The organism is Burkholderia sp. USMB20 (genome assembly GCF_000949135.2).
Taxonomy (GTDB): Bacteria; Pseudomonadota; Gammaproteobacteria; order Burkholderiales; family Burkholderiaceae; genus Burkholderia.
Window position 1 is genome coordinate 857,038 of record NZ_JTAN02000021.1, and the last position, 25,792, is coordinate 882,829.

Genomic DNA, 25,792 nt, shown 5'->3' on the forward strand with positions numbered 1-25,792 from the left:
CGAGGCCGTACGATGCTGCGCGCCCTATCGTCTGACGGTTCGGCACCGTCTGCCTTCCGCCATCAGATGCAGAAGATCGCGACCGCGATCCCGCCGAACAGCGCCCACTTGACGACGTAGTACACGGTGCGATTCCACGCCTTCAGCCGCTTGCCGGCGCGGCGAATCGCATACAGGTACTTGAATGCATGATTGAGCCCGCCCGTGCGGTCGCCCGTTTCGTTCGGCGACGCGGCCGCGCGCATCAGCAGTTGCCCGAACGCATCGTTGATGCGCTGCGCCCAACGATATTTCATCGGGCGGTCGATGTCGCAGAACAGGATCACGCGATCGCGCGCGGTGCGATTCTCGGCCCAGTGCAGATAGGTCTCGTCGAACATCACGGCCTCGCCGTCGCGCCACGCATACGACTCGCCGTCGACGACGATCCGGCACGCGTCGTCGTTCGGCGTGTCCAGCCCGAGGTGGTAGCGCAGCGAGCCCGCATACGGATCGCGATGCAGGCCGAGCTTGCCGCCCGGCGGCAACTGCGCGAACATCGCGGCCTTGATCGACGGAATCCGCGACAGGATCTCGACCGTGCGCGGACACAGCGCCTGCGCGGACGGATGCGGCGCGTCGTACCACTTCAGATAGAAGCGCTTCCAGCCGTTGCGAAAGAACGAATTGAAGCCGATGTCGTTGTACTCGCCCGACGCCTTGATCCGGCTGGCATCGCGCAACGCGAGCGCCTCGTCGCGGAAGGTCCGCCATTCGCGCTGCAGCACGGCGAGTTCCGGAAAGTGCCGCGTGTCGAGAAACGGCGTGGTCGGCACCGACGAGAACGCGTAGGAAAAGCAGTTCAGCGGCGCGGTGAAGGTCGAGTGATCGGATAGTTGCCTGAACAACCTGTGCCGAACCTTGCCGCGCCGGTGCGTATGGACGACACACGCAATGAACACGATCAACAGGACCCAGCGCATCGATATTTCCCCCGTAAGTTGTTTTACGGAATTCTAGGTACGGGGAAAATTTCCTGCGCTGAAGCGCAGGCGGCGCGAGGTGCGTCGGCAAGACGCAAAGAGGATGCCGATCGAATCATGCCGGCACACCGAAAAGCCCGTGCCGACGGGCTTTTCGACGCAACCGGAATGCGCGCGCGGCATGCTGCCGACCCGCGCGCATGCGGCGATTATTCCGGAAACGGTAACTCAGTTTGTCCGTCAGCGCGCATACCGAACGTGTTGAGCGTCATCGCCACGAGCGCGTAATAGCCGAGCAGCGCGACGAGGTTCACCACGGTCTCGTGGCCGAATCGCGCCTGCGCGCGCGCGAACGTCGCGTCGCTCACGCGCCGCGTGTCGTACAGCTCGGTCGCGAACGCATGGATCAGCGCATCGTCGTCCGATTCGAATGCCGGCTCGACGCCACGGCGGATCGCTTCGGCCGTCGCGGCCGGCACGCCGGCATCGAGCGCGATCGGATGGTGGATGTGCCACTCGGCCTGCGAGCGCCAGCGCGCGGCCGTCACGAGAATCGCGAGTTCCGACAGCCGCAGCGGCAAACCCGTGCGATAGCGGCAGAACGCGCCGAGCCGCTGCGCGTGCTGCGCGAGCTCGGGGCTCGCGATCCAGCCGAGGAACGGCCCGTTCAGGTTGCCGCGCGGGCCGCTGAGGATCTCGGCGAGCACGGCCTTCTGCTCGTCGGTGGCCGATGCGGGATCGAAGGGAGGCAGTCTGTCTGTCATGGCGAGGGTTCGGTGAGGTCGTGATTCACGCGCCGGCCGACGCGAGCGCCGCGTCGATCGCGCCGGACAGTCGCTCGACGATCGTGTCGATCTGCTGCGCGGTGCAGACGAACGGCGGTGCGACCAGGATGTGATCGCCGTGCACGCCGTCGATCGTGCCGCCCATCGGATACACCATCAGGCCGCGCTGCATCGCCTCGCGCTTGACCGCCGCATGCAGCTTCAGCGCGGGATCGAACGTCGCCTTGCTGTCGCGATCGCGCACGAGCTCGACGCCGACGAACAGCCCGCGGCCGCGCACGTCGCCGACATGCGGATGCGCACCGTACTGCTCGCGCAGCGACGCCCGCAGTTGCTCGCCGCGCGCCTTCACGTTGTCGAGCAGCTTCTCTTCGGCGATCACGCGCTGCACTTCGAGCGCGGCCGCACAGGCGGTTGCGTGGCCGAGATACGTGTGGCCGTGCTGGAAGAAGCCCGAGCCGTCGACGATCGTCCGGTAGATGCGATCGCTCACAAGCGTCGCGCCGATCGGCTGGTAACCCGCGCCGAGCCCTTTCGCGATCGTCAGCAGGTCGGGCGCGACTCCGTCTTCGTCGCATGCGAACAGGTAACCGGTACGCCCCATCCCCGACATGATTTCATCGAGAATCAGCAGCACGCCGTACTTGTCGCACACCGCGCGGATCTTCTTCAGGTAGGTACGCACCGGCGGCACCGCGCCGGCCGTCGCGCCGACCACCGTCTCCGCGACGAACGCCGCGACGTTTTCCGCGCCGAGTTCGACGATCTTCTGCTCCAGTTCGTCAGCCAGGCGCTGCGCATACGCTTCGTCGGTTTCTCCCGCCTGCTGGTCGCGATACGCATAACACGGGCTCACGTGGTGCGCTTCGATCAGCAGCGGCAGGAACGGCTCGCGCCGCCATGCGTTGCCGCCGATCGCGAGCGCGCCGAGCGTGTTGCCGTGATAGCTCTGGCGGCGTGCGATGAAATGGCGGCGCTGCGGCTCGCCCTTTTCGACGAAATACTGGCGCGCAAGCTTCAATGCGGCTTCGACCGCCTCTGATCCGCCCGACACGAAATACACGTGTTCGAGGCCGGCCGGCGCGGCCTCGACGAGCCGGTCGGCCAGCTCCTCGGCCACCTCGGTCGTGAAGAACGACGTATGCGCATACGGCAGTTGCTGCGCCTGCCGCTTGATCGCATCGATCACGCGCTGGTTGCTGTGCCCGAGACACGACACGGCCGCGCCGCCGCATGCGTCGATATAGCGTTTGCCGGTCGAATCGATGATCTCGATGCCGTCGCCTGCGACGGCGACGGGCAAGGTGGCGCGCGGAGCGCGATGGAAAACGGTCGTCATGCGTTGCCTCATGGTCAGGACGCGCGGGGCGCGTGCGCGGACGGCACGATGCGCGTCGCGAAGCGCTGCGTGCCGTGTTGATGAACGGTGAAGTCGATCGCGGTATCGCGAATCGCGAACACGGCGGTCGCCAGCGTGTTTTCGTCGTCGGGATCGGCCGGATCGTCGCGATAGATCGGTAGCCCTTCCGGTGCGCGATCGCCGAGCACACGCAGCAGCGCAGCTTCGTCGATCGCATCGATGGCCGGCGTCAGCGCATCGACGCGCCGCTGGCGATCGCCGGACGATTGCGTGACGATCTGCGCTTCGGCCTCGCAGCCCGAATGCACGAGATGATTCGCGTGGCCGGTGAGTTGCGAAACGTCGACGACCGAACAGCGCGCGACGCTCGCCTCGATGCTCAAGAGCCGCGTATCGCCGGTCGCGCCGAGCGTGTGGTGAAAGCCGCTCGCGCGCGCATGGGTGCGCAGCACGTCGGCGGCTGCGTCGAGCGACGTCGCATCGAGCACCGCACGCGCGAGGATCATCCGCGGCACGCCGGCCGCCGGCGTGCGGATGCGCAGGTTGTTGATCGCCTGCGCGATTCCCGCGCGGTTCGCGGCGAACGTATGGCCGGGCAGCGAGCCCGGGTAATAGAAGCTGATGAAGCCCGGCTTGCCCTGCGGCTGCACGTCGACCAGCAGGCAACGCTCGCGCAGGTACGGATCGCCGTCCTCGTTGTGCGCGATCCAGCGCGTGCCGTGCGCGTCGCGCCCGGCGAGCGTCGTGCAGCCGTCCGGCGCGTTGTGGATCAGTTCGCCGCGGCAGTTCCACAGGAAGATGTCCTCCGCCGGCCAGCCGACGCCCGCCGCGATCCCGTCCAGTTCCGCGACGAGGTCGGGGTACGCGGCCAGCGCGGCCTGCCGCAGCGCGGCGACGAACGGATGGCCGCGCCAGCGGCGCACGGCCTGCCATGCGCTGCTCTGCTGCATGTACGCATCGAACACGGGGCGGGCAAGCTCGCCGAGACGCACGCCGATGTCGAACGGCGTGCCGGCGATGACGGGGGAAAGGGAAAGCGGCATGTCGGGCAATTCGGTTTCGTTCAGGACACGTGTTTCAGGAATTCCTTCAGGCGCGGTGTCGGCGGCCGGTCGATCAGATCGACCGGATGGCCGTCCTCGGCGATGCCGCCCTGATCCATGAACAGGAGCCGCGTGCCGACCCGCTTCGCGAAGCCGATCTCGTGCGTGACGACGATCATCGTCATCCCTTCGGTGGCGAGATCCTGCATCACTTTCAGCACTTCGTGGCGCAATTCCGGATCGAGCGCCGACGTCGGCTCGTCGAACAGCATCAGCCGCGGCCGGATCGCGAGCGCGCGTGCGATCGCGACACGCTGCTGCTGGCCGCCCGACAGCTCCGACGGGTAATGATTCGCGCGCGATTCGAGGCCCACCTTGTCGAGCAGCGCCATCGCCTGGTCGCGCGCGTCGGCGCGCGACGCGCCGCGCACCTGGATCGGCCCGAACATCACGTTCTCGAGCGCGGTCATTTGCGGAAACAGGTTGAACTGCTGGAACACCATGCCGGCCTCGAGCCGGATGTTGCGAATCGTCGACGCGTTGCCGCGCACGCTCTGGCCGTCGACCAGCAGCTCGCCGCCGGTGATTTTCTCGAGCGCGTTGATACAGCGCAACATCGTCGACTTGCCCGAGCCCGACGGACCGATCACGACCACGACTTCGCCCGCGTCGATCTTCAGGTCGATATGCTTGAGCACCGGCACATGGCCGAAGCTCTTCGACACGTTCTGGAATTCGATCATGCTCATAGGATCCTCATGCGCTTTTCGACGAGCCGCAGCGTCAGCGTCATCGCGCCGGTCAGCATCAGGTAGATGATGGCCACCGCGGTCCAGATTTCGACGGCCTGGAAATTGCCGGCAATGATTTCCTGCCCCTTGCGCGTCAGTTCGCCGACACCGATCACGATGAACAGCGACGTGTCCTTGAGGCTCACGATGCACTGGTTGCCGAGCGGCGGAATCAGCCGCCGGAACGCGAGCGGCCCGACCACCTTCAGCAGCACGCGCGGCATCGACAGGCCCATCGCGAGCCCCGCTTCCGTCAGCCCCTTCGGGATCGACAGCAGCGCGCCGCGCACCACTTCCGCGAGATACGCGCCGGAATTCACCGTGATCGCGATGATCGCGGCCGTCAGGCCGTCGATGCGGATATGCGCGAGCAGCGGCAGCGCGAAGTACAGGAACATCACCTGCACGACGATCGGCGTGCCGCGGATCAGTTCAATATAAACCTGTGCGAGCACGTTCATCGCCTTCGGTCCGTATGCGCGGAACATGCCCGCGATCATCCCGACGACGAACCCGCCCACCAGCCCGAAAAATGCGATGAACACCGTCAACCGGACCCCGTCCATCAGGTCCGGCAACGCCGCCCAGATCGCCGACCAATCGAAATTCACGTGTCGCTCCCCGTTCGATTCAAGACCGGCGCGGCCGCCCGGCCGCGCCCTGTTGCGCCGTCACGCTCACAGCTTCGGCGGCTCGGCGCCGAACCACTTCTTGTAGATCTGCGCGTAGCGGCCGTCGGACTTGATCTTCACGAGCGACGCGTTGACCTTCGGCACGAGCGGGCTGCCCTTCGGGAAGCCGATCCCGTACTTGTCGCCGCTCACCGGCTGGCCCGCGACCTTCACCTTGCCCTTGCCTTCGTTGTTCACGAAGAACAGCACGTTCGGCGTGTCGTGCATCGCCGCGTCGACGCGGCCGGCCTCGAGCGCGAGGTACGCCTGGTCGATGTTCGGGAACTGGCGGATCTCCTTCGGCTTCAGGTGCGCCTTGATCCAGTCGATCGTCGCGGTGCCCGTCTTCGCGGCGATCACCTTGCCGTTCAGGTCGTCGATCGACTTGATCGACGTGTTGTCGGCCTGCACCATCGCCGCGAGCCCGCTGTCGTAGTACGGCGCGGAGAAGTCGATCGCCTTCTTGCGCTCTTCCTTGATGGTCATCCCCGACAGCGCGACGTCGATGTTCTGCGTCTGCAGCGCCGGGATCAGGCCCGCGAAATCCATCGGCTGGATCGTGTATTTCCAGCCCTGGTCCTTCGCGATCTCCGCCCACAGGTCGAGATCGAAGCCGACGTACTTGTCGCCCTGCTTGAACTCGAACGGCATGAACGACGTATCGGTCCCGACGACGAGCGTCTTGGTATCCGCGTGCGCGATGCTGGCGCCGAGCGCGGCGACCACCGCGACGGCTTTCAGGAAGGAACGACGACTCATGGCTTTTCTCCGCATGGTTGAGCGATGTAACCGGCCGGCTGGCCGGGGAACGACGACATCAAGCCGCACCGCAACATGCGATGTTGAATTAGACCTTAGTGCAACAAGTGTTGTCAACACGGATACTACGACAACAAAAAAACGCGCAACAGGTAATTGCATCGAGACAAACCCGCGCGGGACGGGCGGGATTGGTCAGAGGAAAAGGCGGGGGAATGACGGCGGGAGCGCGCGGCGGGCCCTGGACTCGGGGATGAGGCGGGCGAGCGGTATTTGCCGGCAACCGCCGCCGCTCAACGAACGGAATGAACCTCGAGCGGCAATGCCGCCCGGCATGACTTCAACACGACATCCGTTACGCCGCCACCCCGCTCGCCTGATGCGAAACCAGCCGCGCATACGCACCCTGCCGCGCGATCAGCGCCGCATGCGTTCCCGCCTCGATGATCCTGCCGTGCTCGAGCACGAGGATCGTGTCCGCGTTGCGCACGGTCGACAGCCGGTGCGCGATGATGATCGAGGTCCGCTGCGCCATCAGGTCCTCCAGCGCCGCGCGGATCTGCTGCTCGCTGATCGTGTCGAGGTGGGACGTCGCTTCGTCGAGGATCAGCACCGGCGCATCCTTCAGGAACGCACGGGCGATCGCGACGCGCTGGCGCTGTCCGCCGGACAGCTGCACGCCGCGCTCGCCGACCCGCGTCGCGAGCCCGTCGGGCAGCCGCGCGACGAATGCGCCCAGCGCCGCGTGGTCGATCGCGCGCCGGACGTCCTCGTCCGATGCATCGTGCGCCGCGAGCCGGATATTCGCTTCGAGCGTGTCGTTGAACAGATAGGTATCCTGCGCAACCAGCGCGATGTGCCGGCGCAGATCGTCGAGCCGCAGATCGCGCAGGTCGACGCCGCCGAGCGTCACGCGCCCGTGCTGCGGATCCCAGAAGCGCAGCAGCAGGCTCGCGACGGTCGACTTGCCGGCGCCCGATGCGCCCACCAGCGCGACCGTGCTGCCGGGCGGCACCTCGAAACTCACGCGATCGATCGCCGGCACGCCGCGGCCCGGGTACGTGAAGCCCGCGTCCTCGAATCGCACGGTCGCGTCGCCGGACAGCGCGTGCGCGCCGTCGACGACCGTCACCGGCTCCTTCTCGAGCGCGCGCAAGCGCCGCGTCGATGCAATCGTGTCGGCCAGCTGTCGCGCGACCTGGCCGATCTCGGCCACCGGAATGAACGCGGCCACCGCGACCAGCACCAGCAGCGGCAACGCTTCGTGCGCGAACCAGCCGCGCGCGCACAGCAGCGCACCGAGCGCCGCGACGGCCAGCCCGCCGAGCCCGCTCGCGACTTCGAGCGCGGCGCTCTGCGCCGACAGATCGTCGAGCAGCTTCGCGCGCTGCTGCCGGTACGCGTCGGCTTGCGCGACGAACGCGGCACGCCGGCGCGCGAGCGCCTGGAACGCGGTCAGTTCCGCGAGCCCCTGGATCGTTTCGGTCAGGTGCGCGCCGAGCAGGCCGAGCGCCTCGCGTGCGCCGATGCCGAGCCGGTCGACGTCGCGCCGCGCCAGCACGGGCGCCAGCCCGGCCCACAGCAGGAACGGCAGCAACACCAGCGCGAGCGGCCATGCGACCGACGCGAGCAGCACCAGCACGCCGGCCGGCACCAGCACCGCGACGAACGCCGGCGCGAGCGTATGCGCATAGAAGTATTCGACGGTCTCGACGTCCTGCGTCGCGAGCGCGACCAGATCGCCGGAACGGCGCCGCAGCAAACCGGCCGGCGCGAGCCGTTCGAGCGTCGCGAACAGCGCGATGCGCATCTCGGCGAGCAGCCGGTACGCGACGTCGTGCGCGAGCCACGATTCGAGCCAGTGCAGCACCGCCGCGACCGGCGCGACGACCAGCAGCGCCGCGACGAGCGCGCCGTTCGCGTGTCCGTCCGGCACGCCGCCGACCACCCGCGCACCAATCACGCCGACGCCGATGAACGCGAGCACGCGACCGATCCCGAACAGCACGGTCAACAGGACCTTGCCCTTCCACGGACCGACGAAGCGCAGCAGCGCGCGCAACGTTTCGGGCCAGCCGATCGTCGCCGCGTCGTCGTTCAGCGGCCTGACCTGCGGGCCCGCTGCAGCACGCGCGCCCGCGCCGCCGGCCACCGCGGCCGTGCCGACGGCTTCGGCGGCGGCCTCCAGCTGCGGCCCCATCAGCTGGCGATACGGGCCGTCGCGCGCGATCAGTTCCGCGTGCGTGCCCGCGTCGACCACCCGCCCCTGGTCGAGCACCAGGATGCGATCGGCGCCGATCACGCTGGACAGCCGGTGCGCGAGCACGAGCGTCGTACGCCCGCGCGTGAGCCGGTCGAGCGCCTGCTGGATCAGCGCTTCGTTCTCCGCATCGACCGACGACAGCGCCTCGTCGAGCAGCAGGATCGGCGCATCGCGCAACAGTGCGCGCGCGATCGCGATCCGCTGGCGCTGGCCGCCCGACAGCATCAGCCCGCGTTCGCCGATGCGCGTCGCATAGCCGTCGGGCAGCGCCGAGATGAAATCGTGCGCGTTGGCGGCTCGCGCGGCCGCGATCATGTCCGTGTCGCTCGCGTCGGGCCGGCCGAGCCGCAGGTTGTCGGCGACGCTGCCGTCGAACAGCGTCGCGTCCTGCGCGACCACCGCGATCATCTCGCGCACCTGATCGGCGTCGAGCGTGCGCACGTCGTGCCCGCCGATGCGGATCGTGCCGCCCTGCGCATCGTGCTGGCGCAGCAGCAGGCGCACGATGGTCGACTTGCCCGCGCCGCTCGGGCCGACGATCGCGACCGTCTCGCCTTCGCGCACCGTGAAGCCCAGCGCCGCATGCGCATCCGCGCGACGCCCCGGATACGCGAAGCTGACGCCGTCGAACACGATCTCCGGCCGCAGGTGCGGCACGCGCGGCGCCGCGGCGGCCGGCGTGTCGCTGCCCGCATCGAGCAACGCGTGAATCGCGTTCGCCGCCGACTGGCCGATCATCCCCTGGTGCAGCACGCCGCGCAGGTCGCGCAGCGGCCGGAAGATTTCGCTGCCGGCCATCAGCACGATCAGCAGCGCCTCGAGGCTCATGTCGCCGTGGCGCACGCGCCATGCGCCGACCGCGATCGCCGCCGCCGCGCCGAGGCCGGTGCCGAAATCGGTGAAGAGCCGCGTCAGCAGCCCGAGCGCGAGCACCCAGAACGTGCTGTCGGAGAGCGCGCGCGCCTTCGCCGCCAGCTTCGCGCCGAACGCGCCGCTCTGTCCGAACGCCTTCAGCGTCGGCAGGCCCTGCACCGCGTCGAGAAACTCCTCGCCGAACGCCTTGAACGCGGCCGAGCGGGCGAGCGCCGCGCGCCGGTCGGCGCGATGCACGAGTTGCGGCAGTGCGAGCGTGACGAGCGCGGCGACCAGCAGGATCGCGGCCGTCGGCACGTCCCACCATGCGAGCACCGCGAAGATCATCACCGGCGCGCACGCGGCGATCACGAGCTGCGGCAGGTAGACGCCGAAGAAGGTCTGCAGCTGCTCGACGCCGTCGACGACGGCCAGCATCACGCCGCCCGTGCGCTCGCCGCTGAACCATGCGGGGCCGAGCGCCGCGATCCGGTCGAACAGCCGCGCGCGCAGCGCGGACTGCACGCGCCCGGCCGTCTGCTGCGCGAGCACCGTGCGGCGATGGTCGAGCCATGCGCGCAGCAGCACGCAGGCCGCGGTTGCAACGACGGTTTCGGCGATATCGCGCGCCGGCGCGCCGGCAAAGACGAGCGCGAGCACACGGCCGAGAAACACGAACCGCAGGATGCCGACACCCATCGCGAGCAGCCCGAGCGCGACCGCGGCGGCGACCCGCCAGCGCAATCCCGCCATCATCGCCCATAGTCGTCGGTCGAAATACATGAAGCCCTCCGGTCGGTTTTTTCGTTGCGGTTCGATTGACCGGACCAAGGCTACCCGCGCCCCCGACGCGCGGCAAAAGATGATTTTTCAACGGGTGTTGAGTCAACTACAATACCCCGCATGTCGCACCTCCCTCCCCTCAGCGCGCTGCGTGCTTTCGAGGCGGCCGTCCGCCTCGGCGGGTTCGCGCGCGCGGCGGCCGAGCTGAACGTGTCGACGAGCGCGATCAGTCACCAGATCCGCGCGCTCGAGGAATCGCTGGGTGCCCGCCTGCTCGAACGCAGCACGGGGCTCGGCGGCATCGGCCTCACGCAAGCGGGCGCCCGCCTGCTGCCGGCCGTCAGCGATGCGCTGTCGAAGCTGACCGACGCGTGCGCCGAGATTCGCGGCACCACCGCGCAACGGCTGACCGTGTCCGCCAACGCGCCGTTTTCGTCGATGTGGCTCGCGCGCCGCCTCGCGGAATTCTCGTCGCTTCATCCCGACACGCCGCTGCACGCGGTCGTGGTCGACGACGAACCGGATTTCGCGCGCAGCGGCGTCGATCTCGCGATCGTGCACGTGCCCGCGCACCGGCTGCGCGCCGACGACGACATCCTGATGCGGGAAACCGTGTTTCCGGTGTGCAGCCCCGAGCTGTTCCCGTACGCATCCGGGTACGTGTGCCGCTCGCGGCTGCTGCAGGAGATGCACGAGGACAGCCCCGAGATCGACTGGCGCAACTGGGCCGTGCACTTCGGCCTGCCGGACGACTTCGAGACGAAAATCGTCCGTTACAGCAGTTTCAGCCAGGTGATCGGCGCGGCCGTGGGCGGCGCGGGCATCGCGCTCGGCCGTGTGCCGCTGATCGAGCCCGAACTGCGCAGCGGCCGCCTGGTGCCGCTGGTGCCGGGCCTCGAGCGCGATGCGTCGTGGCGCTTCGTGCTGCGCCGCAATCCGTCGGCGCGGCACCGGCTGCTCGATCCGTTGATCGCGTTCCTGCGCCGCGAAGCCGATGCCCCGCCGCTCCAGCGCGCGAAGATCGTTGCGCCCGCATCCAACGACAGTCACGCGCGCGACGCGGGCGGTGCGTAGCGCGCCCGCGCGCACAGCGGGCGCAGGCATCGCCGGTTCGCTACCGCGTCACGGCGTCGCGAAGAACAGCGCGACGACGCACGCCATCCCGCCGGACCACACGAGCGAACGCAGCGACGCCCAGTTCAGCAGGTACATCAGCGCATAGACGACGCGAATCGCGACGAACCCCATCGCGAGCTGGTCGACGTGGTGCGCATTCGCGCCGTTGTGCCATGCGACGACCAATCCGGCCGTGAACAGCGCCAGCGCTTCCCACGCATTCTGGTGCGCGGCCTGCGCCCGCGCGCGCCAGCCTTCGAGCTTCGCGAGGTACTCGCGCGGCGTGTGGTTGTCGTAACCCTTGCGGGCCTTGGCCAGGAACGTCATCGGGAACGGCAACAGCGCCGCGATGAACAGGCACAGCTGGGACGTCGTCATCAAAGTCCCCTCCTTTATGATTACATTGATCAATGACATGGTCGCGCAGAGCTTAGCATTGCGTCGCGCCGTTCGCGCACCGGTTTTCTAGACGGGAGACTCGGCAAGGCAGGCTGGCGAAGGCCGTGTCGACATGGATTCGGCACAAAAAATTCCACCAAATCGCCGACAAATACGTTAATTAAAACTGGTCGAACACCAATAAGATAGCGCTCAACACTGGTTGGGTGCGCAAACGCACCAGCCACTGACCCGCGCCGCCGCGCGCGCACCGAACGACTTTCGACCCGAGCCCGCCCATGCCCCGTCCCATCGTCGCCCATATCCGTCCCGACGCCGTCCGCCACAACCTCGACGTCATCCGCCGCACCGCCGCGCAATCGCGCGTATGGGCCGTGATCAAGGCCAACGCCTACGGTCACGGGATCGAGCGGATCTATCCGGGCCTCGCGGCCGCCGACGGCATCGCGCTGCTCGATCTCGACGAAGCCGTGCGCGTGCGGGAACTCGGCTGGGACAAGCCGGTGCTGCTGCTCGAAGGCATCTTCGAGCCGGCCGACGTCGAACTGGCCGATCGTTACCGGCTGACGGTGGCCGTGCACTGCGACGCGCAGCTCGACCTGCTGATCGCCGCGAAGCCTCGGCAACCGATCGACATCCAGCTGAAGATGAACTCCGGGATGAACCGGCTCGGCTACCGCCCCCACGCATTCCGTGCCGCGTGGGAGCGCGCGGCGGCCGCGCCGTCGATCGGCAAGATCACGCTGATGATGCATTTCGCAAACGCCGACGAAGGCGAAGTCGACTGGCAGCTCGAGCAGTTCGATGCGGCCACCGCCGGGATTCCGGGCGAGCGCTCGACATCGAATTCCGCGGCCGTGCTGTGGCATCCGCGCGCGCATCGCGACTGGGTCCGGCCGGGCACGATCCTGTATGGCGCGTCGCCGACCGGCGCGTCACGGCACATCGCCGACACGCCGCTGATGGCCGCGATGACGCTGACCAGCAAGATCATCGGCGTGCAGACGCTCGCGCCGGAAGAAACGGTCGGCTACGGCCGCCGCTTCACCGCCGACCAGCCGATGCGGATCGGCGTCGTCGCGTGCGGCTACGCGGATGGCTATCCGCGCCACGCGCCGACCGGCACGCCGATCGCGGTGGACGGCGTGATGACGCGCGTCGTCGGCCGCGTGTCGATGGACATGCTGACCGTCGACCTGACGCCGTGCCCGGACGCGGGCATCGGCTCGAGCGTCGAGCTGTGGGGCGATCAGGTGAAGGTCGACGACGTCGCGGAAGCCAGCGGCACGATCGGCTACGAGCTGATGTGCGCGCTCGCGCGCCGCGTGCCGGTCGTGGTCGTGCCGTCCGGCGCGTCGACGGTGCAGCCGGCGCCGCGCACGGGCAGCTACGGGCGATAACCGGGGCGCGGATGCGGCGGCACGCTCGCGGGTCGCTGCGCATCCGGACGCTCGGAATCCGCTTGCGGGCCGCGTCGGGCGGTCCGCTTGTTTTGTGCGGTCTGCTTTTGCGGCCTGCTTTTGCCGCATGTACCGACGGCGAAGCACAGGCGGGACGCAGCGCGCAACCGGTCCACGGGCGCCACACACTACGAACTACGAACTACTCACGCCACGTCGGCTTGCGCTTCTCGAGGAACGCATCGATCCCCTCGCCGGCGTCCTCTTCCATCATGTTGCGCGCCATCACGTCGCCCGCAAAAGCGTATGCGTCGTCCAGCGGCCGTTCTCGCTGCCGGTAGAACATCTGCTTGCCGTAGCGCACCGCCGCCGGGCTCTTCGCGACAATCTCCGCGACCTTGCGCGCGACGGCCGCGTCGAGCGCATCCTCGGGCACGGCCTCGTTGACGAGCCCCCACGCGGCGGCCGTCGCCGCATCGATGAAACGCCCGGTGACGAGCATGTCGAACGCGCGCTTCGCCGACACGTTGCGGCTCAACGCAACGGCGGGCGTCGAACAGAACAGCCCGACGTTGATGCCCGACACCGCGAAGCGCGCGGTGTCGGCCGCCACGGCAAGGTCGCACGCGGCGACGAGCTGGCAGCCGGCCGCCGTCGCGATGCCCTGCACGCGCGCGATGACCGGCACCGGCAGCGCGCGCATCGCGAGCATCACGCGGCTGCATTGCGCGAACAGCGTGCGGTAATAATCGAGTTCGGGCTTGCCGCGCATCTGCCGCAGGTCGTGGCCCGCGCAGAACGCCTTGCCCTGCGCGGCGAGCACGACACAGCGCACGTGCGGATCGGCGGCCAGCGAATCGAACGCGTCCTGCAGGCTCGCCAGCATCGCCTCCGACAACGCGTTGAACTGTTGCGGCCGGTTCAGCCGCAGCGTGACGACGCCGTCGTGGGCCTCGCGCAGCAGGATCGGCTCGGCTGTCTCGTGAATGGGTTCCATGATGCTCCGCTCGATGGGGTTCGATCGGACGCGAACCGGCGGCACGGGCAACACGCGGCCGGATTCGCGATCGACATGATCACGAATCGTCCTCCAGTTTGCGCGAGACGTCCAGCGAAGCGGACGGACCGCCGGCGCAGCAGACGTTCGCGGGAATCGGGCTGCGCGCCACTCGCGTGCGTGGTCAGGGCCGCGTGCAGGAGCGCACATCGCGAATTTCAACCGTCGCGCCGTCCTGAATGCGGATCGCACCGCCCTGCACGTACTCGGCATGCTCGCCTGCGAACATCCCGTTGCAACCGGCGACGCAGCGGTCGCACGTCCCGAATCGCAAACTCGAACACGCAACCGGTATCGAGCCCGCTCCCCCGCCGAATATCGGCTCAGCCCGCGAGCTTCTTCAGCGCGTCGAGCACCGCGTCGCCCTTGAACGGCTTCACGATCCAGCCCTTCACGCCGGCGGCCTTGCCGCGCTCCTTCATCGCCGGGCTGCTTTCGGTCGTCAGCATCACCACGTTGACCGACGTGTTCGCCAGCTCGCCGCGGATCTTCTCGACCATCGTCAGGCCGTCCATGTTCGGCATGTTCACGTCGCTGATCACGAGACGCACGCCGGGCGTCGCCTTGAGCTTCGCGAGCCCGTCCTTGCCGTCCACCGCCGTCGCGACGTCGAGCCCGTGATTGCGCAGGAAACCCGCGACTTCGTCACGCACCGTGCCCGAATCGTCGACCACCAGAATCTTTGCCATGCCGTCTTCCCCTTTCGTCGTTGCCGACTTCAACATTCAAAACAGTTCGAGTTCGCCCGCTTCCACCATCGGCCCCACGTCCTGCACGGATTCGCGGAAATCCTCCGGCGACCAGCTCAGGCTGAACACGAAACGCTGGTCGAGCCGCACCGACCGCCCCGATGCGGGGTCGGTCATCCGGTACTTGAAACAGAGCTGCGGACAGTCGCCGCCGAACGAAATGAACTTCTGCTTGTGATTGACGACGAGCGGCACCTGCACCGGATGGCGCGCAAGGGCCTCCGCGTCGCCGAGATAGCGGTTCTTGAACGCGCCCCACACGAGGTTGGTCAGCTCGCCGAGCACGCTGTTCACGTCGCGGAAATCGGGTGCGCGGCCGTCGTCGCGCGTGCCGCCGATCATGTCGAGCAGCGGCTGCTCGCTCGTCTGCAGCAGCATGTAGCCGCGGCACCATGCGCTTTCCAGCGCGATCAGGCTGAACACCTCGCCGAAGATGATCTGGTCGCGCACGATGCACGGCGTGTCGCGCTCGATCGTCATGCCGGGGAACAGGCTGTCGAGCCGCGCCTCGGTGATCTCCGCGATGCCGCGCACCAGTGCGTTCGGGTAGTCGCGGCCGAACAGGTATTCGTCGATCGCGCGCTTGAGCGGCGTCAGGTCGTCGGCGACGTAGGCCGCGCACGCGACGCGTGCGAGCGCATCGGGCAGCCCGTCGCGCGACGCGTCCCCTGCATTCGACATGCGGCGCAGGATGATCGGCAGCTCGGGTCGCAGCGCATCGATCTGCGTCGCGACGATCGCGCTTTCGTCCGGCGAGCCGCCGTAGTCCTCGGCGAGCAGGATCGCGCCGAGATCGATGTTCGAGCGCAGCACCTTCAGCAGCCGGTTGCGCCGCACGGTCAGGCCGACCAGGTTGTGCTCGTCGCAGAAGCGCTTGAGCGTCGCCGCATGCGCGCGGCTGTCGTCGAGCACGAGCACCTTGCTGACGGGTTGATCTACGGTCATGTCGCGGAGTCCTCGCAATCGGTCAAAACAGTTCGAGCTCGCCGCCCGTGTCCACGCTCGCCGCTTCCGACACGTGGAAATCGACCGGCGCGTTCGCGCACACGCACAGCGTCGTGCCGATCCGCACGTCGCCGTCGAGCGTCACGTCGTACGCGGCCACGTGGCCGGGATTCAGCGCCTGCAGGTAGTCGATGCTCGCGCCGCTCAGCAGGTAAGGCGTCGACATCCCGAGATCGGGGAACGGCACGGTCAGCGCCTGGTTGATCGCGCCGCAGCACAGGTTCGCGACTTCCATGAACGCCTCGGGCAGCGGCCGCTGCGCGCTCGCGCCGGGCGCCGCCGCAGCGAAATGGCGGCGCGTCGGCTCGTCGTCGCGAAAACGCAGCGCGAGCAGCAGCCGGAAATGCAGCGCCGAGATCGTCAGCACTGCGACGTGTTCCGCGATCTTCGGCATCGCGCGCGACTTCGTGCGGGATGGGTCATGCGACGCGCCGTGTGCGTCGTCGACAGCCGGCCGGATCTCGCACACGCCGCCGGACGCGAGCCGCGTGCGCGCCGCATCGAAGAAGATCCGCTCGAAACCGGCGCGGGCCTGCGCACTGATCACGCCGCCGCTCCTTCGAGCCGCGCATGCAGCTGCCCCGCCAGCGTCTCGACCGTCGCGAGCGCGGCCGTGATCATCTTGCCGCCGGCCTGGATGTCCTGGAACGTCGCGGCCGTCACGAGATCGTTGCGGTTCAGGCTGTCGCGATAGCTGTTCGACAGTTGCTGCGAGCGCGCGGCAAGCCCGCGCACCTCGCTCGCGACGATCGAGAAGCCGCGTCCCGCGGCGCCCGCGCGCGCGGCCTCGATCGATGCGTTCAGCGAGACGATCGACACGTGCGCGACGATCGCCGACAGCTCCTGGTTCTTCGTGCGCATGTCCTGGTTCTGCGTGGTCAGCGAGATCATCTGCTCGTGCCAGCGCTCGAACGTGCCGGCCAGCCCGCGCAGGCGCGCGGCTTCGCCGGCGAGCTTCGCCGCGTGCTGCGACAGCGCGGCGCGCTCGGCCGCGAGCGCCTGCAGCGCGTCGCGTTGCTCGCCGGTGCCGGCCGCCTCGCGCGCCCGCGTTTCCTCGAGTTCCGTTTCGCGGCGCGTCCATGCCTGTGCGGCTTCCGCATGTGCGGCCGCGGCTTCGTCGGCCCGCGCATCGGCCGCGCCGAGCGCGGCGCGCAACGCGTCCGCTTCGCGCGTCAGCGCGGCAACGAGCCGCGCGCGTGCGATGCGCCACGCGAACGCGGCGATCGCCGCGACCACGAGGCCGCCCGCCAGCGCGGCACCGATCGGGATCATCCACGCTTGCACGATCACTCCGTTGCGTCGACGTTCACGGCGTGCGCCGGCTGCCCGGCTTCGCGCGCCGCAGCGTTGGCCACGCCGTTGACCGCACCGTCCGCCGCGAAACGCGCCGGCAGCGACACGATCGTCTCGAACGTGCGATACGACGCGCCGACGCGATCGTCGGTAAAGCGCAGCGCGATATCGCCGCCGTCGCGCTTCAGGAAGTTGCGCACCGCGTCCATCCCGACGCCGCGCCCCGATACCTCGGTCACCGCGCGCGCGGTCGAGAAGCCCGGGCGGAAGATCAGTTCGGCCACTGCTTCGTCGGTCAACCCGGCTTCGTTGCCGGCGTCGATCCAGCCGCGCTCGCGCGCGATCCCGCGAATCCGGTCGAGCGCGAGGCCGCGGCCGTCGTCGGCGAGCACGAAGCGCAGTGCATCGCCGTCGACGTCGACCGCGATGTCGATCTTGCCGGCCGGCGCCTTGCCGGCCGCGCGACGCTCGTCCGACGTTTCGATGCCGTGGTCGATCGCGTTGCGCAGCAGGTGCATGAACGCGTTCGCAAGCGTCGCGCCGATCTCGCTGCGCACGCGATGGCCGTTGCTGTCGATATGCACGACCGGCGCCGCCTTGCCGAGTTCGGCCGCGAGCGACGGCAGCGATTCGATCACGCCGCCCAGCGCATCGCCGATGCCCTGCGTGCCGAACTGGCTCAACAGGCGGCGCACCGAATCGCGCGCCGCGTGCCAGTCGCCCGCGTTCGCCGGATCGGCGCCGTCGAGCATGCGCAGGCTCTCGCTGATATGCGCGCGCTCGACCATCAGGTAGTCGGCGCCGCCATGCTGCGCCGCCTCGCCGTGGCGGCCGAGCGTGACCGCGTTGATCGTCGCGTAGCGGTCGACCGCCTCGCGCACGCGGGCGAGGTCGTCCATCAGCGCATCGCGGTTCCACTCGGGGCCGCCGTCGGCGCGGCGCAGCGATTCGTACGCCTGCTCCGCTTCGTGCACGATGTTGGTCAGGTGCTGCAGGCTGTACGTGCGCGCATTGCCCTTGATCGTGTGCATGTTGCGGAACAGCGCCGCGACGATCGAGTGATCCGCGCGTTCGTGCTGGCGGATCATCCGCTCGCTCTCGCTGAGGAAACCCTTCGCGCTGTGCACGAAGTCGTGGAACTTGTCCTGGCTGATCGACAGGATCTCGCCGATCATCTCGAGGCGGCGCTGCTGCTCGCCGGCCTGCGCGGTCAGCTCGCGGATCTCCGTCACGTCGCGCACGCACAGCATCAGCCGCGCGACCGTGTCGGTCTCGTCGGTGATCGCCGACCAGCTCAGGTCGAGCCATTTCTCGCGGCCGTCCGGCATCCGCTTCGCGACTTCGTTGACGAGCAAGTGCTCGTTGAACGCGAAGTTCATGCTGTCCTCGCCGAGGCACGCATGCACGGCCGCGTCGACCTGCGAGCGCGCGTCGGAACCGATGCCCGAATCGTCGAACACGAGTGCCATCAGGTCGCGGCCGGCGATGTCGTTCGTTTCGAAGATGGTTTCGAGGTAAGCCGAATACTCCGCATGCACGACCCCGCCTTCGACGACAGTCAGGATCCCCTGCTGCATGTTCTGCAGCATCGCCTGGATGTCGGCCGTCTTCTGCTTCAGTTGCGCGGCGTTCTCCTGGATCTTCTCGATCATCCCGTTGAACGCGACGATCGAATGGCCGATCTCGTCCATCCGGCCCACCGGCACGCGGCGCGTGAAGTCCTGGCTCGTCGCAATCTCGCTCATCGCCGTCTGCATCCCGATCAGCGGACGCGTGATCTGGCGATACAGCACGAAGCCGAGCGCGGTCAGCAGCACGACCACCGTGCCCGCCACCCCCGCGATCGCGGTGGCCGTCGTCGCGAGCATGCCGTTCAGCGCACGGATCGCGTCGTCCTTCTGGCGGTTCTTCTCGACGCGCAGCGTGTCGACGATGCTTTCGAGTTCGTCGCGATACTGCGCGACGTTCGCGAACAGGTACGCCTGCGCCATCCCGGGCTTGCCGTCGGTCTTCATCTTCACGGTGTCGTCGATCGCGGCGAAGTAGTTCGCGGCGCTGTCCTTCGCCTGCGCGACGAGGCCTTCCTGCGCGCGGCCGACCGCCGATTTCGCCTGGGCGTCGAGCGCGGCGCGCAGCGCACCCTGCTTCGCCTTCAGCTCGTCGTGCGCCTGCGCGGCGGTGTTCGCGTCGGGCGCGTACACCAGCGTCATCGTCGCGATCTGGATGTTCTTCACGTCGGCGACGAGATCCGCCGACGCGAGCGCGCTCGGCACGATTCCCTGGGTAACCTGACGCACCTCGGACGCGCTCTTGCGCGTCTGGTACACGGCGTACACGCCGATCGCGGACAACGCGAAAAACGTCAGGACGACTAGCAGCGTAATGCGATGACGGATGGTCATGAGTACAGCTCCCCGCAGCGATCCGGCTTCGATCGCGCTCTGGCCTATTGAAAGAATGTGAGCGGCGAATTATCGGGGATGGTGTATGACCGTCCGATGACTAAAAATCAATCGGCCGTTGAGGAAATCGCAATGATTAATTGCGACGGGAAAATCCTAAAGTTTTCCGCGAATGAGCCGTTAACCTTCGGCGCCTCCAGGCTCCGGCCGCTTGCCGGGCCGCGCGGAATAATCGCATCCGGAAATTTATTCTTCGATTCTCGATTCGGCAATTCAATCCGGTCGAATACCGGTGAAACGTTTGCGCATTATCCGTGAATCGAATCGCTCGCGCAGTCATCTACGCGCGATAACGGAGATCATGCGCGGACCGGGTCGGCGGGCCGCGTCATTGCCGCTCACGGATCGAGCGCACCGCCCGACCAGCCTGCCGACGGCCGCGACCCGGTCAGCTTCAACGCGACGTCGCCCTGCGCGACCAGTCGCTCGCGATTGCGCGTGACGATGCGCCCGGCTTGCGGCGCCACCAGCACGTGCTCGCAGCCGGGCACGCCCGGCTGCGCGACGATCCGCGCGATGCGCTCGCCGGCGTCGACCGTCGCGCCGAGTTCGCGTTCGTACACGAGCACGCCCGACACTGGCGCGAGCACGGTTTCCATGTGCGCGATCGGCACGGCGTCGCCGTTCCAGTCGCGCGCGCCGGCCGGTTCCGCGATCACGCCGCGGCCGCGCAGGAACGCAAGGACGCCGTCGGCATCGCGTTCGGCGAGCGTGTCGGACACGTCGGATTGGCCGCGCAATTCGATCGTCGCGACGAGTCGCTCGCGCAAACCGCCGTTGCGCGCCCAGTGCGCGGCGATCGCGCCTTCGAACGCGCCGTCGTCGTCCTCGTCCCACAGGATCGCGACGTCCACGCCGAGCGCGGCCGCGAGATCGCGGCCGGCCGGCCACAGATCGCGATGCAGGTATACGTACGGCAGCGCCTCGGAATCGGTGTGCAGATCGAGCACGATGTCGGCGTCGCACGCGGCGTCGAACACCGTGCGCTGCCACGCGGCGAACGTCGTCGCGGGCCGGCGCGCCGCAGCCGATTCGTGGAAATGCCGGTTGAAATTGCGATGCGTCGCGTCGTGGAAGCGGCCGAGCAGCCGCCCTTGCCGGAACTGCGCGAGCCCGAGCGGATTCGCCTGCGGCACGACCGTCACCGTGCCGCGCAGCACGCCGCGATCGTGGGCCGCGCAAAGTTGCGGCAGCAACCGGTGCAGCACGAGCATGCCGGCGATCTCGTCCGCATGCACGCCGGCCTGCAGGTGTACGCGCGGCCCGTCGCCGCCCGACAGCCGCCATGCGCGGATCGCGAGCGGCTGGCCGCCGTCGCCCGGCACCTGCCACGTCAGCGTTTCGATCATCGTCGCTCCTCCTTCCGGTTCCGGCTATGCATCACGACGCCGCGCGCGCGTTCCCGCCGAGGCTCGCGACAAATGCCGCGATGCGCTCGCACGCGTCGGCGAGCTTCGCATCGTCGACGACGAAGCCGAAGCGCACGAAACCCGACGCCGTCTCGCCGAACGCGCTCGCATCGAGCAGCGCGACCTGCTTCGCGCGGAACAGCCCCCACGTGAAAGCGTGCGCATCCAGCCCCGTGCCGCGCACGTCGACCATCATGAACATCCCGGCTTCCGGCAGCAGGCAGCGCAGCCCCGGCACGTCGCGCAGGCGCGCGTACGCGAGGTCGCGGCGGCGCCGATACAGGTCGCGCATGTCGGCGACGATCGCGGCCTTGTTGTCGAGCGCGGTGACGGCCGCCTGCTGGACGAAGCCGGGCAGTCCGTACAGCATGCACAGCGCGAGCCGTTCCGCATGCTCGATCAGCTCGGTCGGGCCGATCGCCCAACCGACCCGCCAGCCCGGCATCGCATGCGATTTCGACAGGCTGCCGATCGTCACCGTGCGCGCGGCCATCCCCGGCAGCGACGCGATGCTGACCATGTCGCGCTCGAACGTCAGCTCCGCGTAGACCTCGTCGGACACGACCCACAGGTCGCGCTCGCATGCGAGCCGCGCGATCCGTTCGAGATCGGCGCGCGGCATCACGACGCCGGTCGGATTGCACGGCGTCGCGAAGAAGATCGCCTTCGTGCGCGGCGTCACGGCCGCTGCGAGCGCGTCGACGTCGAGATGAAAACCGCAAGCCGCATCGACCGGCACAGGCACGAGCGTCGCGCCCGACGCGCGCACGCTGGCTTCGTACGTGAGGTACATCGGCTCCGGCACGAGCACCTCGTCGCCGGCCTCGCACAGGCACAGCGCCATCGCGAACAGCGCGTTCTGCGCGCCGGCCGTCACGATCACGTGCTCGGCGCCGACCGCCTGCCCGCACGCCTTCGCATGCTCGCGCGCGATCGCCGCGCGCAGCTCGGCACGCCCGCGCACTTCGCTGTAGTGCGTATCGCCGCCGCGCAGCGCGGTGACCGCGCGTTCGACGATCACGTCGGGGGTCGGGAAATCCGGATCGCCGACGCTCAGCACGATCGCCGGCTCGCCCGCCGCGACGGCCGCCTGCGCCGCGTAATGAATGTCCCAGGCGGTCGTGCGCTTGCCCTGCAGGCGCTCGACCAGCTTCGAATAGTTCATGTGTTCTCCGTCGCGCGGCGCCCGCCCGGCCGCCGCGCCATCAAGGGTTCGTTCAACGCGGCATGCGCACCGGCACACGCCGCTCGAGCCGGCCGAACGCGCGCTCGATCGCGAACGCGAGCACGACGTAGATCACCGCGATCGCCAGCAGCGGCTCGTAGGTCCGCAACGTCTGCGCGCGGATGTAGTTCGCGGCGCCGAGCACGTCCATCACCGCGACCGTCGACGCGAGCGCGGTCGATTTCAGCAGCATCACCGTCTCGCCCGCGAGCGTCGGCAGCAGGATCTGGATCGCGCGCGGCAGCCACACGCGCCGCGCGATCATCGACGGGCGCATCCCCATCGCGCGCGCGGCCTCGATCTCGCCCTTCGGCACACCGCGCAGCCCGGCGCGCAGCACTTCGCCAACGTACGCGCCGACGCTGATCACCAGCGCGAACGCGACATACCAGAAGCCGTCGCGCAGGAACGGCCACAGCACGCTGTCGCGCAGCGCGGGCCAGCCGGCGAACAGCGAGCCGACGCCATAGTAGATCAGGTAGATCTGCACGAGCAGCGGCGTGCCGCGGATCACTTCGGTGAACGCCTTGCTGACGCGAGCGACGACTGCATTGCCCGACAGCCGCGCGAACGCGACGGCGATCGCGAGCCCGAAGCCGAATACGGCCGACACGACGAGCAGCTTGACGGTGGTCAGCACGCCGAGCAGCAGCAGCGACCCGTAGGAAGACAGTACGCTCAGATCCATGGCATTGATCCGGTTCGGTCGAAAGATGCGTGGAAAGGCGGGACGTGGGTCACGGCGCGGGTCACGATGCGGGCATCCAGCGGCCGAAGCGCCGCTCGATCTCGCGGAACAGCATGCCCGACAGCGACGTGATCGCGAAATACACGGCCGCGACCATCAGGTAGTAGTGCAGGTACTCGCGCGTCGAACCGGCCGCCTGCTTCGCGGTGTAGAGCAGCTCGCTGTAGCCGACCACGCTGATCAGCGCGCTGTCCTTCACGAGGATCAGCCACAGGTTCGTGAAGCCGGCCAGTGCATACGGCGCCATCGCGGGCAGCGTCACGCGGCGGAACACGAGCGCGGGCGGTGCGCCGAACGCGCGCGCGGCTTCGATCTGCCCGTACGGGATCGCGAGGATCGCACCGCGGATGATCTCGGCCGCATACGCGCCCTGCACGATGCCGAGCACGATCACCGCGGCCGCGAAGCCGTTGACCGCGACCGGCCCGACGCCGATCGCCGTCATCAGCAGGTTGATCGCGTCGGTGCCCGCGTAGTAGAGCAGCAGGATCAGCAGCAGCTCGGGCACCGCACGGCACAGCGTCGTGTAGCCCTGCGCGAGCCGCTCGAACGCGCGCACGCCGGACAGCTTCGCGACCGCGCCCAGGAGCCCGAGCACGATGCCGACGACGAACGCGCCGAGCGAAATCTCGAGCGTCACGCCCGCGCCCTGCAGCAGCGCGACGCCCCAGCCGTCCGGGTCCATGCCCAGGTAGCTCACCCATCCCCAACCGTCCATGCCGCCTCCTCGTCCGTGCGTGGCGCCCGTCGGCGCGAAATCGTGCGATCAGTGCGGCCAGAGGTCGATCGGGAAATACTTCTTCGCGATCTGCGCGTACTTGCCCGACGCATGCAGCTGCTCGAGCGCCTGGTCCATCTGCTGCTTGAGCGGCGCATCGGCCTTGCGCATTCCCGCGCCGACGCCGTAGCCGAAGATCGCCGGATCCATCTTCACGCTGCCGGGCCCTTTCAGCTCGAACGTCGCACCATCCTTCGACTTCAGGAAATCGAGAATGCCGAGCTGGTCGAGATACATCGTGTCGATGCGGCCCGCGACGAGGTCCGAGTTGCAATCGTCCTGCGTGTTGTAGAGCCGCACCGTCGCCGTCTTGCCGTACGCCATCTTGATGAACTCGGCGTTCGCGGTCGAACCCTGCACGCCGATCACCTTGCCCTTCAGGCCGTCCGGCGTCAGCGTGAGCTTCTGGTTCTTCGCGCCGACGAAGGTGCCCGGCGTCTCGTAGTACGGCCGCGAGAACGCGATCACCTTCTGGCGCTCCGGCGTGATCGACATCGAGTTGAAGATCACGTCGATCTTGTCGCTGAGCAGCGCCGGGATGATGCCGTCCCACGCGACTTCCTTGATCTCGCACTTCGCCTTCATCTGCTCGCACACCGCGCGGATCAGGTCGGCCTCGAAGCCGCTCCACTGCCCGGTCGGGCTCTTCATCAGGAACGGCGGATACGGCTCGGCGGCGACGCCGAAGCGCAGCACGCCCGACGACGCATGCGCGGAACCGAACGGCGCAAGCGCCGCGAGAACGAGACTCAACAGGCACAGCAGACTGCGAACGATACGCTTCATGGTCGGACTCCTGGCTGGAAAGATACGAAATCGGTATGGCCGGTATCGGTGTGGCCGGCATCGGTGCGGCCGGCCGCGCAGGCAGGCACGCGCGAGCCGTGCCATCGGTTCAGTGACGTTGCCGGTGCGCGTTGACGAACTGGCGGCAGCGTTCGCTCTGCGGCGCATCGAAGATCTCGGCCGGCGTGCCGCTCTCCTCGACGCGTCCCTCGTGCAGGAACAGCACCTTGTTCGACACGTCGCGCGCGAATGCCATCTCGTGCGTGACGAGGATCATCGTGCGGCCTTCGCACGCGAGATCGCGGATCACCTTCAGCACTTCGCCGACGCGTTCGGGATCGAGCGCGGAAGTCGGCTCGTCGAACAGCATCACTTTCGGCCGCATCGCGAGCGCGCGCGCGATCGCGACACGCTGCTGCTGGCCGCCGGACAGGAACGCCGGATAGACGTTGCGCTTGTCGGCGAGGCCGACGCGTTCGAGCAGCTGCTCGGCGCGCGCGAGCGCTTCGGCGCGCGGTTCGCGCAGCACGTGCACGGGCATCTCGATCACGTTCTCGAGCACCGTGCGGTGCGCCCACAGATTGAAGCTCTGGAACACCATGCCGAGCCGCGTGCGAATGCGTTCGACCTGGCGCGGATCGGTCGGCACGGTGCGGCCCTTGCGATCGAGCTTCAGCCCGATCTCCTCGCCATCGACGACGATGCGCCCGCGGGTCGGCGTCTCGAGCAGGTTGATGCAGCGAAGCAGCGTGCTCTTGCCCGAGCCGCTCGCGCCGATCAGCGAGATCACTTCGCCTTCGCGCGCGCTCAGCGACACGCCCTTCAACACCTCCAGCTCGCCGAACCGCTTGTGCAGGTCCGTCACCTGCACGCGCTCCTCGACCGCCGTCTTCACGCTCTCCACCCGCGCCAACATGCTGTCTCCTGTGTCGAATTCTCACGCCCGTCCCGCGCGGGATCGCGGCGTCTTGTTGAATGGCCGACCAACCTCATGCGGAGTCGAGTATAGGCTCTGTTGAACAAGGGTTCAACAGATTTCAATAATCCGGAAGCAAGGGTTTTCGCGGGTTCCATCGCTGTAATTGAACAAGCGTCC

The 25,792-nt window shown here is 68.2% G+C and carries 23 protein-coding genes; 2 read left to right on the forward strand and 21 right to left on the reverse strand.

Annotated elements, in window-relative coordinates; translation table 11 throughout:
• Nucleotides 1-62: 62 nt before the first annotated feature.
• The 8 genes from lpxO to PL79_RS34130 form a co-directional block, all read right to left on the reverse strand.
• Nucleotides 63-962 (reverse strand): lipid A hydroxylase LpxO, encoded by a 900-nt coding sequence (lpxO, locus tag PL79_RS34095; protein WP_044843950.1) that lies wholly within the window; start codon nt 960-962, stop codon nt 63-65.
• Nucleotides 963-1,171: 209 nt separating this feature from the next.
• Complete coding sequence (locus PL79_RS34100; RefSeq protein ID WP_044843949.1) at nt 1,172-1,726, reverse strand: carboxymuconolactone decarboxylase family protein; 555 nt, start codon at nt 1,724-1,726, stop codon at nt 1,172-1,174.
• 25 nt (nt 1,727-1,751) lie between these two features.
• Nucleotides 1,752-3,086, reverse strand: coding sequence for an aspartate aminotransferase family protein (locus PL79_RS34105; RefSeq protein WP_044844010.1), 1,335 nt, complete (start codon nt 3,084-3,086; stop codon nt 1,752-1,754).
• Nucleotides 3,087-3,100: 14 nt separating this feature from the next.
• Nucleotides 3,101-4,150: a C45 family autoproteolytic acyltransferase/hydolase gene (locus PL79_RS34110; RefSeq protein WP_044843948.1), complete on the reverse strand. Its 1,050-nt coding sequence runs from the start codon at nt 4,148-4,150 to the stop codon at nt 3,101-3,103.
• Nucleotides 4,151-4,170: 20 nt separating this feature from the next.
• Complete coding sequence (glnQ, locus tag PL79_RS34115; protein ID WP_014899691.1) at nt 4,171-4,899, reverse strand: glutamine ABC transporter ATP-binding protein GlnQ; 729 nt, start codon at nt 4,897-4,899, stop codon at nt 4,171-4,173.
• Nucleotides 4,896-5,552, reverse strand: a complete 657-nt coding sequence (gene glnP / locus PL79_RS34120; protein WP_044843947.1) for a glutamine ABC transporter permease GlnP — start codon at nt 5,550-5,552, stop codon at nt 4,896-4,898. The genes glnQ and glnP overlap by 4 nt, the downstream gene beginning before the upstream one ends.
• 66 nt (nt 5,553-5,618) lie before the next feature.
• Nucleotides 5,619-6,371: a glutamine ABC transporter substrate-binding protein GlnH gene (glnH, locus tag PL79_RS34125; protein WP_044843946.1), complete on the reverse strand. Its 753-nt coding sequence runs from the start codon at nt 6,369-6,371 to the stop codon at nt 5,619-5,621.
• Nucleotides 6,372-6,726: 355 nt separating this feature from the next.
• A complete protein-coding gene (locus tag PL79_RS34130; RefSeq protein ID WP_044843945.1) occupies nt 6,727-10,269 on the reverse strand; it encodes an ABC transporter ATP-binding protein/permease in 3,543 nt (1,180 codons plus the stop codon).
• Nucleotides 10,270-10,389: 120 nt separating this feature from the next.
• On the opposite strand from PL79_RS34130, the gene PL79_RS34135 reads away from it, so the two are divergent.
• A complete protein-coding gene (locus PL79_RS34135; RefSeq protein WP_044843944.1) occupies nt 10,390-11,343 on the forward strand; it encodes a LysR family transcriptional regulator in 954 nt (317 codons plus the stop codon).
• A gap of 48 nt (nt 11,344-11,391) precedes the next feature.
• On the opposite strand, the gene PL79_RS34140 is transcribed toward PL79_RS34135, so the two are convergent.
• The gene (locus tag PL79_RS34140; RefSeq protein ID WP_044843943.1) at nt 11,392-11,763 is read right to left on the reverse strand and encodes an MAPEG family protein; all 372 of its coding nucleotides are present in this window, start codon (nt 11,761-11,763) and stop codon (nt 11,392-11,394) included.
• Between the two features lie 299 nt (nt 11,764-12,062).
• Between PL79_RS34140 and alr the strand changes: the two genes are divergently transcribed.
• Nucleotides 12,063-13,184, forward strand: coding sequence for an alanine racemase (alr, locus tag PL79_RS34145; RefSeq protein ID WP_044843942.1), 1,122 nt, complete (start codon nt 12,063-12,065; stop codon nt 13,182-13,184).
• 202 nt (nt 13,185-13,386) lie between these two features.
• Here alr and PL79_RS34150 read toward each other — a convergent pair whose 3' ends face one another.
• From PL79_RS34150 to PL79_RS34205, 12 genes are all read right to left on the reverse strand, one after another.
• Nucleotides 13,387-14,181, reverse strand: a complete 795-nt coding sequence (locus PL79_RS34150) for an enoyl-CoA hydratase (protein WP_044843941.1) — start codon at nt 14,179-14,181, stop codon at nt 13,387-13,389.
• A 383-nt stretch (nt 14,182-14,564) separates the two neighbouring features.
• The gene (locus PL79_RS34155) at nt 14,565-14,930 is read right to left on the reverse strand and encodes a response regulator (RefSeq protein ID WP_006765703.1); all 366 of its coding nucleotides are present in this window, start codon (nt 14,928-14,930) and stop codon (nt 14,565-14,567) included.
• A gap of 36 nt (nt 14,931-14,966) precedes the next feature.
• On the reverse strand, nt 14,967-15,935 hold the full coding sequence (locus tag PL79_RS34160; protein WP_044843940.1) for a chemotaxis protein CheX: 969 nt from the start codon (nt 15,933-15,935) through the stop codon (nt 14,967-14,969).
• A 22-nt stretch (nt 15,936-15,957) separates the two neighbouring features.
• Nucleotides 15,958-16,542, reverse strand: coding sequence for a hypothetical protein (locus tag PL79_RS34165; protein ID WP_044843939.1), 585 nt, complete (start codon nt 16,540-16,542; stop codon nt 15,958-15,960).
• Entirely contained in the window at nt 16,539-17,279 is a 741-nt protein-coding gene (locus PL79_RS34170) for a methyl-accepting chemotaxis protein (RefSeq protein ID WP_082088454.1), read from the reverse strand. The genes PL79_RS34165 and PL79_RS34170 overlap by 4 nt, the downstream gene beginning before the upstream one ends.
• 2 nt (nt 17,280-17,281) lie before the next feature.
• Nucleotides 17,282-19,690 (reverse strand): ATP-binding protein, encoded by a 2,409-nt coding sequence (locus PL79_RS34175; RefSeq protein WP_044843938.1) that lies wholly within the window; start codon nt 19,688-19,690, stop codon nt 17,282-17,284.
• 398 nt (nt 19,691-20,088) lie between these two features.
• Nucleotides 20,089-21,099 carry a succinylglutamate desuccinylase/aspartoacylase domain-containing protein gene (locus tag PL79_RS34180; protein ID WP_044843937.1) on the reverse strand — a complete coding sequence of 337 codons (1,011 nt, stop codon included), beginning with the start codon at nt 21,097-21,099 and terminating at the stop codon, nt 20,089-20,091.
• Nucleotides 21,100-21,130: 31 nt separating this feature from the next.
• Nucleotides 21,131-22,324 carry a pyridoxal phosphate-dependent aminotransferase gene (locus PL79_RS34185; protein WP_044843936.1) on the reverse strand — a complete coding sequence of 398 codons (1,194 nt, stop codon included), beginning with the start codon at nt 22,322-22,324 and terminating at the stop codon, nt 21,131-21,133.
• 52 nt (nt 22,325-22,376) lie between these two features.
• Nucleotides 22,377-23,072 carry an ABC transporter permease gene (locus tag PL79_RS34190; RefSeq protein ID WP_044843935.1) on the reverse strand — a complete coding sequence of 232 codons (696 nt, stop codon included), beginning with the start codon at nt 23,070-23,072 and terminating at the stop codon, nt 22,377-22,379.
• A 61-nt stretch (nt 23,073-23,133) separates the two neighbouring features.
• Nucleotides 23,134-23,850 carry an ABC transporter permease gene (locus PL79_RS34195; RefSeq protein ID WP_044843934.1) on the reverse strand — a complete coding sequence of 239 codons (717 nt, stop codon included), beginning with the start codon at nt 23,848-23,850 and terminating at the stop codon, nt 23,134-23,136.
• A gap of 48 nt (nt 23,851-23,898) precedes the next feature.
• A complete protein-coding gene (locus PL79_RS34200) occupies nt 23,899-24,696 on the reverse strand; it encodes a transporter substrate-binding domain-containing protein (protein ID WP_044843933.1) in 798 nt (265 codons plus the stop codon).
• Between the two features lie 109 nt (nt 24,697-24,805).
• On the reverse strand, nt 24,806-25,612 hold the full coding sequence (locus PL79_RS34205; RefSeq protein WP_044843932.1) for an ABC transporter ATP-binding protein: 807 nt from the start codon (nt 25,610-25,612) through the stop codon (nt 24,806-24,808).
• Nucleotides 25,613-25,792 lie beyond the last annotated feature (180 nt).

Excerpts from the sequence above, each read along its gene's own strand:
- lpxO (WP_044843950.1), bottom strand. The coding sequence starts at position 962 with ATGCGCTGGGTCCTGTTGATCGTGTTCATTGCGTGTGTCGTCCATACG.
- PL79_RS34100 (WP_044843949.1), bottom strand. The coding sequence starts at position 1,726 with ATGACAGACAGACTGCCTCCCTTCGATCCCGCATCGGCCACCGACGAG.
- PL79_RS34105 (WP_044844010.1), bottom strand. The coding sequence starts at position 3,086 with ATGACGACCGTTTTCCATCGCGCTCCGCGCGCCACCTTGCCCGTCGCC.
- PL79_RS34110 (WP_044843948.1), bottom strand. The coding sequence starts at position 4,150 with ATGCCGCTTTCCCTTTCCCCCGTCATCGCCGGCACGCCGTTCGACATC.
- glnQ (WP_014899691.1), bottom strand. The coding sequence starts at position 4,899 with ATGAGCATGATCGAATTCCAGAACGTGTCGAAGAGCTTCGGCCATGTG.
- glnH (WP_044843946.1), bottom strand. The coding sequence starts at position 6,371 with ATGAGTCGTCGTTCCTTCCTGAAAGCCGTCGCGGTGGTCGCCGCGCTC.
- PL79_RS34130 (WP_044843945.1), bottom strand. The coding sequence starts at position 10,269 with ATGTATTTCGACCGACGACTATGGGCGATGATGGCGGGATTGCGCTGG.
- PL79_RS34135 (WP_044843944.1), top strand. The coding sequence starts at position 10,390 with ATGTCGCACCTCCCTCCCCTCAGCGCGCTGCGTGCTTTCGAGGCGGCC.
- PL79_RS34140 (WP_044843943.1), bottom strand. The coding sequence starts at position 11,763 with ATGACGACGTCCCAGCTGTGCCTGTTCATCGCGGCGCTGTTGCCGTTC.
- alr (WP_044843942.1), top strand. The coding sequence starts at position 12,063 with ATGCCCCGTCCCATCGTCGCCCATATCCGTCCCGACGCCGTCCGCCAC.
- PL79_RS34150 (WP_044843941.1), bottom strand. The coding sequence starts at position 14,181 with ATGGAACCCATTCACGAGACAGCCGAGCCGATCCTGCTGCGCGAGGCC.
- PL79_RS34155 (WP_006765703.1), bottom strand. The coding sequence starts at position 14,930 with ATGGCAAAGATTCTGGTGGTCGACGATTCGGGCACGGTGCGTGACGAA.
- PL79_RS34160 (WP_044843940.1), bottom strand. The coding sequence starts at position 15,935 with ATGACCGTAGATCAACCCGTCAGCAAGGTGCTCGTGCTCGACGACAGC.
- PL79_RS34175 (WP_044843938.1), bottom strand. The coding sequence starts at position 19,690 with ATGACCATCCGTCATCGCATTACGCTGCTAGTCGTCCTGACGTTTTTC.
- PL79_RS34180 (WP_044843937.1), bottom strand. The coding sequence starts at position 21,099 with ATGATCGAAACGCTGACGTGGCAGGTGCCGGGCGACGGCGGCCAGCCG.
- PL79_RS34185 (WP_044843936.1), bottom strand. The coding sequence starts at position 22,324 with ATGAACTATTCGAAGCTGGTCGAGCGCCTGCAGGGCAAGCGCACGACC.
- PL79_RS34190 (WP_044843935.1), bottom strand. The coding sequence starts at position 23,072 with ATGGATCTGAGCGTACTGTCTTCCTACGGGTCGCTGCTGCTGCTCGGC.
- PL79_RS34195 (WP_044843934.1), bottom strand. The coding sequence starts at position 23,850 with ATGGACGGTTGGGGATGGGTGAGCTACCTGGGCATGGACCCGGACGGC.
- PL79_RS34200 (WP_044843933.1), bottom strand. The coding sequence starts at position 24,696 with ATGAAGCGTATCGTTCGCAGTCTGCTGTGCCTGTTGAGTCTCGTTCTC.
- PL79_RS34205 (WP_044843932.1), bottom strand. The coding sequence starts at position 25,612 with ATGTTGGCGCGGGTGGAGAGCGTGAAGACGGCGGTCGAGGAGCGCGTG.